The organism is Rhodopseudomonas pentothenatexigens (genome assembly GCF_900218015.1).
GTDB lineage: Bacteria > Pseudomonadota > Alphaproteobacteria > Rhizobiales > Xanthobacteraceae > Rhodopseudomonas > Rhodopseudomonas pentothenatexigens.
Map to the genome: position 1 here is coordinate 136456 of NZ_UFQQ01000011.1, position 13766 is coordinate 150221.

The 13766-nt window shown below is 65.7% G+C and carries 14 protein-coding genes; 5 read left to right on the forward strand and 9 right to left on the reverse strand.

Features of this window, described 5'->3' with window-relative positions:
• Window positions 1-75: 75 nt before the first annotated feature.
• The 3 genes from cydX to DWA33_RS12420 are packed head-to-tail and all read right to left on the reverse strand — an operon-like array spanning window position 76 to window position 2996.
• Window positions 76-228: a cytochrome bd-I oxidase subunit CydX gene (gene cydX, locus DWA33_RS12410; protein ID WP_114358398.1), complete on the reverse strand. Its 153-nt coding sequence runs from the start codon at window positions 226-228 to the stop codon at window positions 76-78.
• Window positions 229-241: 13 nt separating this feature from the next.
• Window positions 242-1393 (reverse strand): cytochrome d ubiquinol oxidase subunit II, encoded by a 1152-nt coding sequence (cydB, locus tag DWA33_RS12415; protein WP_114358399.1) that lies wholly within the window; start codon window positions 1391-1393, stop codon window positions 242-244.
• A gap of 16 nt (window positions 1394-1409) precedes the next feature.
• Entirely contained in the window at window positions 1410-2996 is a 1587-nt protein-coding gene (locus DWA33_RS12420; RefSeq protein WP_114358456.1) for a cytochrome ubiquinol oxidase subunit I, read from the reverse strand.
• A gap of 600 nt (window positions 2997-3596) precedes the next feature.
• Here DWA33_RS12420 and DWA33_RS12425 point away from each other — a divergent pair.
• The 3 genes from DWA33_RS12425 to DWA33_RS12435 all read left to right on the forward strand — a co-directional run bounded on the left by DWA33_RS12425 (window position 3597) and on the right by DWA33_RS12435 (window position 5902).
• Entirely contained in the window at window positions 3597-4907 is a 1311-nt protein-coding gene (locus DWA33_RS12425; protein ID WP_114358400.1) for an NAD(P)/FAD-dependent oxidoreductase, read from the forward strand.
• 11 nt (window positions 4908-4918) lie between these two features.
• Complete coding sequence (locus DWA33_RS12430) at window positions 4919-5293, forward strand: DUF5368 domain-containing protein (RefSeq protein WP_114358401.1); 375 nt, start codon at window positions 4919-4921, stop codon at window positions 5291-5293.
• Window positions 5294-5443: 150 nt separating this feature from the next.
• Window positions 5444-5902 carry a PaaI family thioesterase gene (locus DWA33_RS12435; protein ID WP_114358402.1) on the forward strand — a complete coding sequence of 153 codons (459 nt, stop codon included), beginning with the start codon at window positions 5444-5446 and terminating at the stop codon, window positions 5900-5902.
• A gap of 83 nt (window positions 5903-5985) precedes the next feature.
• Here DWA33_RS12435 and DWA33_RS12440 read toward each other — a convergent pair whose 3' ends face one another.
• Both DWA33_RS12440 and DWA33_RS12445 read right to left on the reverse strand, forming a co-directional pair.
• A complete protein-coding gene (locus tag DWA33_RS12440) occupies window positions 5986-6660 on the reverse strand; it encodes a cytochrome b/b6 domain-containing protein (protein ID WP_114358403.1) in 675 nt (224 codons plus the stop codon).
• Window positions 6661-6664: 4 nt separating this feature from the next.
• Entirely contained in the window at window positions 6665-7105 is a 441-nt protein-coding gene (locus DWA33_RS12445) for a c-type cytochrome (protein WP_114358457.1), read from the reverse strand.
• Window positions 7106-7348: 243 nt separating this feature from the next.
• Between DWA33_RS12445 and DWA33_RS12450 the strand changes: the two genes are divergently transcribed.
• Complete coding sequence (locus DWA33_RS12450; protein WP_114358404.1) at window positions 7349-8338, forward strand: SLAC1 anion channel family protein; 990 nt, start codon at window positions 7349-7351, stop codon at window positions 8336-8338.
• A 33-nt stretch (window positions 8339-8371) separates the two neighbouring features.
• On the opposite strand, the gene DWA33_RS12455 is transcribed toward DWA33_RS12450, so the two are convergent.
• The 4 genes from DWA33_RS12455 to irrA form a co-directional block, all read right to left on the reverse strand.
• On the reverse strand, window positions 8372-8560 hold the full coding sequence (locus DWA33_RS12455) for a hypothetical protein (RefSeq protein WP_114358405.1): 189 nt from the start codon (window positions 8558-8560) through the stop codon (window positions 8372-8374).
• Between the two features lie 8 nt (window positions 8561-8568).
• Window positions 8569-9735 (reverse strand): PepSY-associated TM helix domain-containing protein, encoded by a 1167-nt coding sequence (locus tag DWA33_RS12460; RefSeq protein ID WP_114358406.1) that lies wholly within the window; start codon window positions 9733-9735, stop codon window positions 8569-8571.
• 3 nt (window positions 9736-9738) lie between these two features.
• Window positions 9739-12039: a TonB-dependent siderophore receptor gene (locus DWA33_RS12465; RefSeq protein WP_244601278.1), complete on the reverse strand. Its 2301-nt coding sequence runs from the start codon at window positions 12037-12039 to the stop codon at window positions 9739-9741.
• A gap of 246 nt (window positions 12040-12285) precedes the next feature.
• Window positions 12286-12726: an iron response transcriptional regulator IrrA gene (irrA, locus tag DWA33_RS12470; protein ID WP_283808610.1), complete on the reverse strand. Its 441-nt coding sequence runs from the start codon at window positions 12724-12726 to the stop codon at window positions 12286-12288.
• Between the two features lie 364 nt (window positions 12727-13090).
• Here irrA and DWA33_RS12475 point away from each other — a divergent pair, with 364 nt between their 5' ends.
• Window positions 13091-13672 carry a Tll0287-like domain-containing protein gene (locus tag DWA33_RS12475; protein ID WP_114358408.1) on the forward strand — a complete coding sequence of 194 codons (582 nt, stop codon included), beginning with the start codon at window positions 13091-13093 and terminating at the stop codon, window positions 13670-13672.
• Window positions 13673-13766: the final 94 nt, after the last annotated feature.

A 13766-nucleotide genomic window follows, 5' to 3' on the forward strand; every position in this document is an offset into this window, starting at 1 on the left:
TACAACTCATGAATCAGACGCGAGGCCGGCGCGTCGATCGCACCGGCCTCGTCGGGATGTCACGCCTTTCGACTGCTAAACGACGCGGTCGGGCACCTGCGAGCCGTCAGGTCGCTCGTGGGTCGGCACCGCGACCATCAGACCGTCCTGAAACTCGTACCACATCACGTTGATGACGGCGATCGCCGCAGCGGCGGTGACGCCGAGGATCCAGGCGAAGTACCACATGGCGATTCTCCTTTCAGTAAGCCGAATGGGCGCGGGCTTCGATCTCGCCGGCGGTGACCCTGCCCCACATGTTGGCGTAGCACCACACGGTGTAGCCGAGCACGATCGGCAGGAAGATCACCACCGCCCAGAACATCACCGTCAGGGTCAGTTCGCTCGACGCCGCATCCCAGATCGTCAGGCTCGATCGCGGATCGATGCTCGACGGCATGATGAACGGGAACATCGACAGCCCGGCGGTGCCGATGATGCCGACCATCCCGAACGCGCTGGTGACGAAGGCGAGGCCCGGCCGATGCACGGCCGCCAGCAGCATGGTGAGCAGCGGCGCGATCAGGCCGATCGCCGGAACGATCATCGCCAGCGGCTGCTTGGCGTAGATATCGAGCCAGGCGCCGGGCGCGCGCACCACTTCCTTGGTGAGCGGGTTCGACGCCGCGCTGTGCGCCGCCTCCTTGACGATGCGATAACCGTCGATGCCGAGCCACAGCCAGACCCCGGCCAGCGCGAACGCCACCGCCACGATCGGCGACAGCAGCAGCACCGCCTTGCGGGCGCGATCGGCGACCGCGTCGGAGGCGCGAAGCTGCAGCCAGACTCCGCCGTGCGCGGCGAGCATCGCCAGGCTGATCACGCCGGCGAGCAGCGCGAACGGGTTGAGCAGCGGCAGCAGCGCCGTCAGCAGCGAGCCCTGATAGTGGGCGCGCAGCAATTCGTCGAGCCGGAACGGCACGCCCTGCAAGAGATTGCCGAACGCAACGCCAAAGATCAGCGCCGGGATCGTGCCGCCGGCGAACAGCCCCCAGTCCCAGGCGTTGCGCCAGGTCGGGTTCTCGATCTTGGAGCGATAGTCGAAACCGACCGGCCGGAAGAACAGCGCGAACAGCACCAGCAGCATCGCCATGTAGAAGCCGGAGAACGCGGCGGCGTAGACAGCGGGCCAGGCGGCGAAGATCGCGCCGCCGGCGGTGATGAACCAGACCTGGTTGCCGTCCCAATGCGGGCCGACCGAGTTGATGGCGATCCGGCGTTCGACGTCCTTGCGGGCGACGAACGGCAGCAAGGTGCCGACCCCCATGTCCATGCCGTCGGTGATCGCGAAGCCCATCAGCAGCAGGCCGACGAAGATCCACCAGACGAATTTGAGAGTTTCGTAATCGAGCATGATGATCTCCTCCGGCTCACACCACAGCCGCGGCGGGCTTGGCAGCGGTCTTGGCGTCGGCCTCGAAGTGATAGCGTCCGGTGCCGAGCGAACTCGGACCGAGCCGGGCGAACTTGAACATCAGGAACAGCTCGATCACCAGCAGCAGCGTGTAGAAGGCGAGGAAGCCGGTCAGCGAGAAGATCAGGTCACCCGAGGTCAGGCTCGAAGTGGCCAGGAAGGTCGGCAGCACTTCGCCGATCGCCCACGGCTGCCGGCCGAACTCGGCGACGAACCAGCCGGCTTCGGAAGCCAGCCACGGCGCCGGGATCATCAGCACCGTGAACCACAGGAACAGGCGCCTGCGTTCGAGGCTTTTGGTGGCGTTGAACCAGAAGCCCGCCGCGAAGGTGAACAGCATCAGGAAGCCGAGGCCGACCATGATGCGGAACGCCCAGAACAGCGGCCACACCGTCGGGATGGTCGAGGCCGCGGCCGCCTTGATCTGCTCCGGCGTGGCGTTGGCCGGATCTTCGACGAACTGCTTCAGCAGCAGGCCGAAGCCGAGATCCTTGACGTGGGCGTCGAAGGTCTTGCGGGTCTCCGGCGAAGTGTCGCCGGCACGGATCTTGGTCATCGCCGCGTAAGCAATCCGCCCGGATTCGATCCGCGCCAGATGCTCGCGTTCGAGGTCGGCGAGCCCCTGGACCGGTTTGTCGATCGACCGCGTCGCGATCAGCCCGAGCACCGCCGGGATCTTCACCGCGTCGGCGATCGCCTGGCCGGTCTGGCTCGGGAAGCCGAACAGCGTGAACGCCGCCGGCGGCTTTTCGGTGTGCCATTCGCCCTCGATCGCGGCTAGCTTGACCTTCTGCACGTCGCCGAGGGTGTAGCCGCTCTCGTCACCGAGCACGATCACCGACAGCGACGACGCCAGGCCGAAGCCGACCGCGACCGCGAACGAACGACGCGCGAATGCGAGGTCCCGCCCCTTCAGGATGTACCAGGCCGAGATGCCCATCACGAACACCGACGCGGTGACGTAGCCCGCCGCCACGGTGTGGACGAACTTCACCTGCGCGACCGGGTTGAGGAACACCTCGGCGAAGCTGGTCATCTCCATCCGCATCGTCTCCGGCGAGAACACCGAGCCGACCGGGTTCTGCATCCAGCCGTTGGCGATCAGGATCCACAGCGCCGACAGGTTCGAGCCGATCGCGGTGAGGAACGTCACCGCCAGATGCTTGCGCTTCGACAGCCGGTCCCAGCCGAGGAAGAACAGGCCGATGAAGGTCGATTCCAGGAAGAACGCCATCAGACCTTCGATCGCCAGCGGCGCGCCGAACACGTCGCCGACATAGTGCGAGTAGTACGACCAGTTGGTCCCGAACTCGAACTCCATGGTCAGGCCGGTGGTGACGCCGAGGGCGAAGTTGATGCCGAACAACTTGCCCCAGAACTTGGTCATGTCCTTGTAGATCTCCTTGCCGGTCATCACGTAGACCGTCTCCATGATGACCAGGAGCCAGGAGAGTCCGAGCGTCAGCGGCACGAACAGAAAATGATAGAGCGCGGTCGCGGCGAACTGCCAGCGCGACAGCTCTACGAATGTTGAGTCCACCATGATGGCCGACATCCTTCCGAGGGGTGAAGCCGATCCGCCGCAGGCGGCGGCTCCGTGACGATGCGGTGAGAGAGAGCATGCGAGGCTTCGCACGCGGCCGACAGGGAGATGTCCAGATTCATGACGGCGAAGTCCCGATCACGATCGGGCCCCCTGTTGCAGAGTTGCCGCCGATGGCCGATCGGGCGATGGCTTGGTCGAGCGGCGCTGCTGCGACAGAATGTCAGAGGCATTCAAATCGCTCGGTGACTTCGTCACAGGACTCGACGTTCGTCGACCGCGGAGTGCGTCCACTCCGTATTGATACGGAGGACTGCGGCGCGCGATTGTTGGTGCTTCGCAAATCATACATCCTGCGCGCGTAAGGCGACCGCCGCCCGTGTCCCGGACCGGTGTTGAAAGTGACATCGTCACTGTGCGCGCGGCCAAGGCGGCGCAAGATCACGGCTTGCTGGTGGCAGACCTGCGCCGAAATTCAGCGCAGCGGACATTCATAAGGTGACGCGCGAAGCACCTGTCCGAGCATTCTCGGAGGCTGTCCGCCGGACGGCACGTCGCTACGGACAATGATCGCCGCAAAACGGCGCAAGGGGGGTTGGCATGGCTTCGGACGAATTCATCTCACGACGGCACTTCATGGGGATCGTCTCCGGGGCGATCGCCGCCGCCGGCGTCGCTGGTTCGGTGGCGGCGCAACCGATCGCCACCAAGGCGCGCATCGTGATCATCGGTGCGGGCGCGGCCGGCACCGCAATTGCCAACCGGCTGGCGATGCGGCTGGAGCAGGCCAGTATCGTGATCATCGACGGCCGGCGCGACCACATCTACCAGCCCGGCCTGTCGCTGGTGGCGGCGGGGCTGCGGCCCGCCTCCTACGTGGTGTCCCGCACCAAGGACTGGCTGCAGCCGGGCGTCAAACTGATCGAAGAGCCGGCAGTGGCGATCGACCCGGTGGCCAAGACGGTCGCGACCGCCGCGCGCAACACCGTGCCGTACGACTATCTGATCGTCGCACCGGGGCTGGTGCTGGATCACCAGGCGATCGAAGGCTTCTCGCTCGATCTGGTCGGCAGCAACGGCGTCGGCGCGCTGTATGCCGGCCCCGAATACGCGGCGCGGACCTGGGCGGCCGCGTCGCGCTTCGCCGAGACCGGCGGCACCGGACTGTTCACCCGGCCCGCCACCGAAATGAAATGCGCCGGCGCGCCGCTCAAGCACACCTTCCTGATCGACGACATCGCCAGCCGCAAGGTCGGCGCCGGCCGCTACAAGATCACCTATGCGGCGCATGCGGACTCGCTGTTCAGCGTGCCGATCGTCTCCGAAAAGGTGCGGATGCTGTTCGAGGAGCGCGGTATCAACGCCGTGTACAGCCGCGTCTTGAAGGCGATCGATCCGGGCCGCCGGATCGCCACCTTCCAGACCCCCAAGGGCACCGAGGAGCTGGGCTACGATTACATCCACGTGATCCCGCCGCAGCGCGCTCCGGCCCTGATCCGGCAATCCGACCTGTCGTGGGCCGACAAATGGACCGACCAGGGCTGGGTCGAGGTCGACCAGTACACGCTGCGCCACCGCCGCTATCCGGACATCTTCGCACTCGGCGACGTCGCCGGCGTGCCGAAGGGCAAAACCGCGGCCTCGGTCAAATGGCAGGTCCCGGTGGTCGAGGATCATTTGGTCGCGGCGATCCAGGGCAAGGAAGGCACCGAGCGCTTCAACGGCTACACCTCCTGCCCGCTGATGACCCGGGTCGGCCGCGCGATGCTGATCGAGTTCGACTACCGCAACAATCTGGCGCCGTCGTTCCCCGGCCTGATCGCGCCGCTCGAAGAGCTGTGGATCAGTTGGCTGATGAAGGAGGTCGCGTTGCGTCCCACCTACTACGCGATGTTGCGCGGCAAGGCATGAGGAGAACCGCCATGAAGCAACTGAGTTTCGAAACCCTGATCGCGGTGTTCGAAGAACTGTACGGACCGGCGCTGTTCTGGACCCTGGTCGGGGTCGCCGCGCTGATCACCGCCGGCTATCTCTACGTGCTGATCCGCGACCACAAGATGTCGATGCGGCGCTTCCTGTGGGCGCAACTGTCGATGCCGTTCGGCGCGATCGCGGCGGTGCTGTTCGTGCAGGCGGTCACCCATTCCGACTTCCGCGATCTCGGCGGGCCGGTCGACTGGATCGTCATGCTGGCCGTCGCGGTGCTGGGCGCCGGCGGCTCGGCGATCCTGGTGTACACGCTGCAGTCGCTGCTGCGGACGAGCCCCTTCGTCATCCGGCGCAGATCCAGCCTGTAACCGCCGCCCGGTCGCGGGCGTCGGGCGGGACGCGACAGCATCTCCGGTTCTGTGAGAATCAGAACCGGAGGTCCGGTCGCTTGCTCCGACGCGCCCTCCCCGCGAACCGGTTTCCACTTCGCTCGAAGACGCTCTAACCGGAAACTGTCCATGGATGCATTTCAAGACCACTATCCCGAGAACGTCTCGCATTGCTTCGGCTGCGGACGGCTCAACGGCCACGGCCACCAGATCAAGACCTGCTGGGACGGCGACGAGAGCGTGACGCGGTTCATGCCCGAGCCGTATCACACCGCCGTTCCCGGCTTCGTCTATGGCGGGCTGATCGCTTCGCTGGTCGATTGTCACAGCACCGGGACCGCAGCCGCAGCGATGTACCGGCACGAGGGCCGCGACATGGACAGCCTGCCGGAATTCCGTTTCGTCACCGGCTCTCTGCACGTCGACTATCTCAAACCGACGCCGCTGGTCGAACTCGAGCTGCGCGGCCGGGTCGTCGAGATCAAGGGACGAAAGGTGGTGGTCGAGACCTCGGTGATCGCCGCCGGTCGGGAAACCGCGCGCGGTCGCGTGGTCGCGGTGCAGATGCCGGAGAGCTTTCGGTCCTAGTCCGCCCGACGCAAAAGCTCCGGCTCTGAATGGATCGGAGCCGGAGCTTCAAGCCTGGGTCGGCGATACCGGGCCGGCGCCGGCTACAGCAGCCGGCCGGCAACGATGTAGAGCGGCGCCAGCACGATGAACGCCGCAACGAGGAGGCAGGCGAACGCCCTGCCCCACGGTCCCGGTTCGGCCGCCTGCATGTCGGCATAGCTGTCGACAGGCTTTCGGCCGGTGATCATCGCCCGGATCAGCGGCTCACGACTGAACAGCGCATAGAGCACGTTGGCGGCGACGTGCACCACCACGAAGATCTCGATCGCGGTGAAGATTCGCCGATGCCACATCGTCGCGGATTCGACCGCGGCGTCGGACACCGTCTTGGCGAGCGGCCCGTCGATGATCAGACGATCTTCGTCACCGGAAAACAGCCCGCTGGTCGCCATCGCCAGCACCAGCGCCAGCAGCGCCACCACCATCCAGCCGCCGAGCGGGTTGTGACCGAGAAACTTCTTCTTGTCGGCGATGTAGGCCAGCACTTTGCCGGGCATCGCCACGAAGCTGCCGAACCGCGCCGTCGATCCGCCGACGAAGCCCCACAGGATCCGGAACACGATCAGCACCAGCGCGGCGTAGCCGTTGAGCTTGTGCCAGGCGGGGAAGCCCCCGCCATATCTGTTGCTGATCCAGCCGTCGACGACGACGAGGACGAGCGCCCACTTGAAGACGCGCGTGGGCCCGTCCCAGGCGACGACGCTCGCGTCGCTCATTCCGTCAGCTCTTCTTGGCGCGGAAATCGTCGTGGCACGACTTGCAGGTGCCGAACACGCTGCCCATGCTCGCCTTGAGCGAGGCTTCGTCCTTGATGCTGCCCTGCGCCGCCGTGGCCGCCGCCGCCAGCTTGGCGAACAAATCGTCGAACTTGGCCTTGTCGTCCCAGATCTTCGGCAGCGCCGCGGTGTCGCCGCCGGTCTTGGAATTGGCGGGGAACAGCGCGGGCAGCTTCTTGGCATCGTCGGCGATCGACGCCAGCGACTTCTGCACCACGGCCTGGTCGAACTTGGCCTCGCCCTTCATCATCGCGGCGATCGGCTTGGTCGAGTCGCCCATCTGCTTCAGCATCGCCTTGCGCTGCGCGATCACATCGGTCTGCGCGACCGCCACGCCGCTGACCAGGACAGCCAGGCCGACAATAGTAGGAATTCGCAGTTTCATCTTTTCAGGTCCCTTTCCGATCATTGCATCGTCGCAGATCGGCGCGACGACGACGGCATCACCCATCCTGCTGCGTCATTTCGATGACCGCAGAAGTCCAGGACTCCAGACTCGCACACGCAACCTGACGCTGCAGTGACAACGTCACAGACCGCGAGGCGCCGCCGTGCGATTCGCCGTTCTCATCGAATTCCATATCGCCGCGACCACACGGCCGCAAACAACCAACGAGAGCAGACTGCGATGACCGCCATAGGGTTGACGCCGAATTCGGCGATCGCCACCGACCGCCTGTCGAATTTTCCGGTGTCGTTCTTTTCCGTCGTGATGGGCGTTGCCGGATTGACGATCGCCACCCATAGGCTGGAGACATCGTTCGGCTGGCCGAGCTGGGTCAGCGACGGACTGTTCGTCGCGTCGAGCGCCGTCTATCTCGGAATCGGTCTCGTCTATCTTGCGAAGCTGGCGTTACGGCCGGCCGCGGTGATGGCGGAGTGGCGGCACCCGGTGCGCATCGCCTTCTTCCCGGCGATGTCGATCGCGCTGATTCTGCTGTCGATCGCTTCGCTGCATCTCGACCGCAGCCTGTCGCTGTGGCTGTGGATCATCGGCGCGGTGCTGCACTTCGTGTTCACCGTGCTGGTGATCACCGCCTGGATCGACCATTCGCGCTACGAGGTCGTGCACCTCAACCCGGCGTGGTTCATTCCGGTGGTCGGCAACATCCTGGTGCCGATCTCCGGCATTCAGCACGCGCCGGCGGACGTCTCCTGGCTGTACTTCTCGGTCGGGCTGCTGTTCTGGATCGTGCTGCTGACCGTCGTGGTCAACCGCCTGATCTTCCACCACCCGCTGCCGGCCAAGCTGATGCCGACGCTGTTCATCCTGATCGCTCCGCCGGCGGTCGGCTTCATCTCCTGGACCGCGCTGGTCGGTCAGCTCGATCCCGCGGGCCGCATCCTGTTCTTCGCGGCGGTGTTCTTCTTCCTGCTGATGCTCCCGCAGCTCGGCAAGTTCGCCCGGCTGCCGTTCGCGCTGTCGTGGTGGGCGTATTCGTTCCCGCTGGCGGCGTTGACGATCGCGCTTTTCGTGATGGCGGACCGCAGCGGCATCGAGCCCTACCGGTGGATCGGCTATGGCCTGTATGCGGTGCTGGCCGCCGTCATCGCCGGCCTCACCATCCGCACGCTGATCGCCATGGTCCGCGGCGAAATCTGCGTCCCCGAACACTGAGCGCGGCTGCCGACGTGCCGTGAGCCAGCACGCTCACGGCCGCAGCCGGCTGCGGAGCTCGACGTAGAACAGGTAGAGCACGACCGGCAGCGTCAAGGTCAGCCACGACGCGATGTCCCACCAGCCGTCGCCGACCAGCGCCGACACCAGCCCGATGCCGCTCAAGACGGCGACAATCGCCGGGACGGCGAAGATCCGCCGAAGCGTGCGGTGTTGCGACATGCCGGCCCCTATCGCGACAGCAGCGGCGCGGTCGCGGCCGAACCGCCGGCGATGGCACGATCGACGCTGAGCCCGGCGCGGCGTCGTCGCAACCACAGATAGACGCCGGTGACCAGCACCATGATGGTCAGGACGTCGAGCAGCGCCCACAGGATCTTCAGCGGCATGCCGCCATAGTCGCCGAAATGCAGCGGCTGGGAGATCAGCAGCGCCGAGACGTACCACGGCATGTCGCGGCTGTCGGTCAGTTGCCCGGTCTCGGCGTCGATCAGCGCCGGCCTCAGCAGCCGCGAGGTGAGCGGCGTATCGCCGTGCAGAAACACCGCATAGTGGCTCTTGCTGGAGAACAGCGAGCCCGGAAAGGCGACGAAGCTCGGCGTCATTCCCGGCACCGCGCGGCGCGCCGTCTCGACCGCGGCCTGCAGCGAGCTCGGCTGAGCGGGCGGCTTGCGGTCGCGATATTGTGCGGTCATCTCGGCGAGCTGGTCGGCCTGCCAGAACTTCACCACGAGATCGGCCCAGGTGTTGATCACGCCGGTGAATCCCACCACCAGCGTCCACATCACCAGCAGGATGCCGGCGAGATTGTGGATGTCGAGCCAGCGCACGACGCGCGGCCGCTGCCTTCGGTAGGCGCCGAATTCGAGCTTCCGCATCGACGGCGCATACACCACGATGCCGGACACGATCGCGACGCAGAACAGGATTCCCATCACCCCGAGAAACAGCTTCCCGGGCAGCCCTGCGAACATATCGGTATGCAGCCGCAGCATGATGTAGGTGAAACGGCCGGTGACGTCCGGCGCGTCGAGAAACGCGCCGGTGTGGGTATCCATCCGGACCAGGCGGTTGTCCACCGGGTTGGCCTCGATCGACGGGCCGACGCTGACGAACAGCGCACTGGGGTCGTCGCGATCCCAGATCAGGAAGTGCGGCACCTGGCCCGGCACCTTGGCGAGCGCGTTGGCCAACACCAGGTCGAGATCCGCCGGCGGCGTGCCTTTCGGCACCTCGGCCGGCTTGACCTCGCTGTGCAGCAGCGCATCGATCTGCTCGTGAAAGATCAGCGGCAGGCCGGTGACGCACAGCAGCAGCATGAACAGCGTGCAGATCAGGCTCGTCCATTTATGGACGAGCCCCCACACCCGCAGCGATCTCGTCGAGCGCCCCGGCATCGGTCAGTTCCAGGCGTATTTCAACGTTCCGATCACCGTGCGCGCCGCACCGAGACCGCAATATGTCAGGCTCGTCACGCAGGACGACACGTAATAGCGGTTGCCGAGGTTGGTGGCGTTGACCTGCATGCTCCAGCCCTTCAGATCCGGCCGCAGATACTGCAGGTCGTAGCTGATGCTGGCGTCGAACAGCGCATAGGAGGGAATCAACACGGTATTGGCGGCATCGCCGTAGCTCTTGCCGACATAGCGCACGCCGCCGCCGATCCCGAGACCGGCGACCGGTCCGTTGTACCAGGTGTATTTGGCCCACAGCGAGGCCTGCTCCAGCGCGGTGTTGAGCAGATAGTTGCCTGCCGTTCCGCTGTTGCTGCTGGTGACGCGCGGATCGTATTTGTTGTAGCCGCCGACGATCTCCAGTTCGCGGGTGACGTTGCCGCGGGCTTCGAATTCGAAACCGCGCACCCGGACCCCACCGGTCTGGACGCTGAAGATAATGTTGGTCGGATCGGGGGTCAGCACGTTCTTCTGGTTGATCTCGAACACCGCCGCGGTCAGCATCAGGTTGGAGCCGAGCGGCTTGAACTTGACGCCGATCTCGCCGCCCTCCCCGGTGGTCGGCTTGAAGGTGTTGCCGAACTGATCGGTGCCCGAGGTCGGCACGAACGACGACGAGTAGTTGACGTAGGGCGACAGGCCGAAGTCGAACAGATAGTTCAGCCCGACTCGGCCGGTCGTCGCCTTGTCGTTCTGCAGATAGGTTCCTGCGGCCGGAAACAGCGCGGTGCTCACGGTTCGGGCGTTGGCCCAATCCTGGCGGCCGGTCAGAGTCAGCGTCCAGCCGTCGTATTTGACCTGGTCCTGCAGATAGAGACCGGCCTGCTCCGAGGTGGCGGTCGTGGCGATGAACGGCGCGACCGACGCCGCAGGCGGCACGAAACCGCCATAGGCCGGCGCGAACGCGTCGATCGACCCGATCATCGTGAATCGGTAGTCCGAATTCGAATCCTGGCGCTGGTAGTCGAACCCTGCCAGCACCTTGTGGAGCAGCGGCCCGGTCGCGAAATCGGCCTGGATCTGATTGTCCAGGGCCAGGTTCTTCGCCGAGGACTTCACGTAGTTGTACGAGCGTGGCACCGTCCGGTCGTCCGCCAGCAGGCCTTCGGCGCGGACGCCGGCCAGGTCTTGCGACACGTCGAAATAGCGCAGGTTGGATCTGAACTGCAGATTGTTGTCGAACCGGTGCTCGAACGCATAGCCGACCGAAAACTGATCGAGCGTGTAGCCGTCTCGCCCCGGTTCGCCGAGGTAGCGGCTGTACGGCACCCGCCCGAAAGCGCCGGGCCGCAGCGACAGCCCACCGGGCACGTATTGCTGCCAGCCGTCGTTCCTGATGTGCGAGTAGTGCGACAGGATGGTGAGCGAGGTGTCGGCCGTCGGACGCCAGGTCAGGCTCGGCGCGATGTAGGCCTTGTCCTCGTGGACGAAGTCCTGCTGGCCGTCGGTGCTGCGGCCGAGACCGACGATGCGATAGAGGAACTCGCCGTTGCGGTCGATCGGCCCCGAACTGTCGAACGCGCCCTGAAACCGCTCGAACGATCCGAAGCTGCCGATGATCTCGTGCTGCGAGTACGCGGTCGGCCGCTTGCTCACCATGTTGAGCAGGCCGCCCGGATCGGTCTGGCCGTACAGCCCCGACGACGGCCCGCGCAGCACTTCGATCCGCTCGAGCCCGTAGGTCTCGATCCGCGGGAACGCGAACTGGGTGCCGGGGTCGACCGGAAGCCGCAGCCCGTCGAGATAGCGCGGCACGTCGAAACCGCGCAGCTTGAAGGAATCGAAAAACGTCGTCGCGCCGTAGGTGTCGAGCGTCACGCCCGGCGTGTAGCGCAGTGCCTCGACGACGTTCTGGGCGCCTTGGGCCTGGATCTGGTCCTGGGTCACCACCGAGATCGATTGTGGGGTCGACAGGATCGGGGTGTCGGTCTTGGTCCCGGTCGCGCTCTGGTTCGCCAGATATCCGGTGACGGGACCATCGGCGCGCTCGGCGCCCCGGCCGAGTCCTGCCGCGCGGACCGGCGGCTCGGCGACCTGCTGACGTGACGGCGCAGCGGTTCGGCGCGCGGCGGTGACCGGGCGGCTCGCCCGCCGCGGCGGCTTCGATGACCGCGCAGCTTGCGGCTTCGGCGCGTCCACCGTGACCGCCGGCAGATCGCGGCTGGACTGAGCCAGTGCCGTTCCGGCCTGCAGACCCAATCCGACCAACCCGGCGCCCAGCGCGGTCGAGCGGAGCAAGGCCCGCAAAGCCGTGCCTCCAACGAAGCGCCCCAACTTCGTCGACATCATCTAGCTACCTCCATCCTGGAGGCGCAGACCTATCATATCAGGTGCATATGACAGCCACCCGCAACTTGGAATCCATCCAAATTGAACCCGCAGATCCGGCGATGCAGGCGCGCGCAACACGGGCCGCGGGCGCGCGCCGAACAGAGCCCGCTGCCGCCGGTCGCAGCGCCGCAGATCCCGCCTCGCGCGAGCGCGCCTTGCGCTCTACCCGCGCGACTTGCGCCGCAGCCGGACCACCATGTCGATTCGGCTGATTTCATAGCCCTCCGGGATCTCCGGCAGGCCGCCCAGCGCGATGTGATCGAGCGGGACGTCGATCAGCTCGTGCTTGTTCTCCAGGTAGAAATGATGGTGGTCACCGACATTGGTATCGAAATAAGTCTTGCTACCGTCGATGCTGACCCGGCGCACCATGCCCAGCTCGGCAAAATGGTTGAGGGTGTTGTAGACCGTCGCCAGCGAAATCTGGACGTTCGACCGGCTCGCTTCCTCGTACAGCATCTCGGCGGTGACATGGCGGTCGCCATTGCCGAACAGCAGCCGCGTCAGCACCAGCCGCTGCGCCGTCGGGCGCAGGCCGACCGAGTGCAACATCTCGCTCTCGCGCGACCGGAGCTGACCACGATCGAGCCGATGAATGTCGATCGGCTCGAGATCCGCGTACGTAAAATGACTGCTGTCAGGTCTGAAATTCACAACCGAAACCTCCAATGCTGGTTTTGATTGTAAGAAGCAGCTCGAGTTTGCGAATTGATCTCAATCAATTATCGATAACCGCTTGCATTCGCGCGGTGCTCCGGCGCGGTGCCGAAATCACCGCGTTGAAACCGCGGTCGATTGCGCGAACCTAGCCGGGCCGGCCCGCAGATTCCGCGGCGTCGATCCCGGCAGCGGACGCCGCGCTGGCGTTCTGCAGCCCGTCTGCCGCGTGACTTGATCACAGACCGACACCGTCGCCCGCTCTACCGATGCCGAACGTATGGCCCAACCGGACGAGCGGGGTGCACCGATGTCGACCAGAGCGTTTGTTGCCTTCGTGGTCGCCGCGGCGGTCGCCTTCGCGGCGCTGGTGGCGCGCGATCGCTCGGTCGACGAAGCGGCGCTGCAGGCCGAGGCGCGCGGCCTGATCAAGGACTACAGCACGGCGCTGCTCGGCGTGCTGAAGAGCACGATGGAGAGTTCCGGGCCGGTCGAGGCGATCGCGTTCTGCAACAGGGAAGCCCCGGCGATCGCCGAGACGGCGTCGCAACAGAGCGGCTGGACCGTGGCCCGCACCAGCCTGAAGCCGCGCAACCCACACGCGGCGCCGGACGAGTTCGAGCGCCGGGTGATGACCGAATTCGTGGCGCAGATCGCTGGCGGCACTCCCACCGCCTCGCTGCGCCACGCCGAGATCGTCGAGCAGAACGGCGAACGCGTGTTCAGATATATCCAGGCGATCCCGACCGCCGAGCTGTGCCTGACCTGTCACGGCAGCGCGCTGAAGCCGGAGGTGGCTGCCAAGATCCGGGCGCTGTACCCTGCCGATCAGGCCACCGGCTTCGCGCCGGGGCAGATGCGCGGCGCCTTCACGCTCAGTCGCAAGCTGTAAGCTGCACTGCAACTCGCTCGCAGCAGACGCAAGCTGCGCGATCGAGGCTCGCCTTTCGTCTAAGCCGGCGGCGGGTCTGACCCTGTTTCGCCTG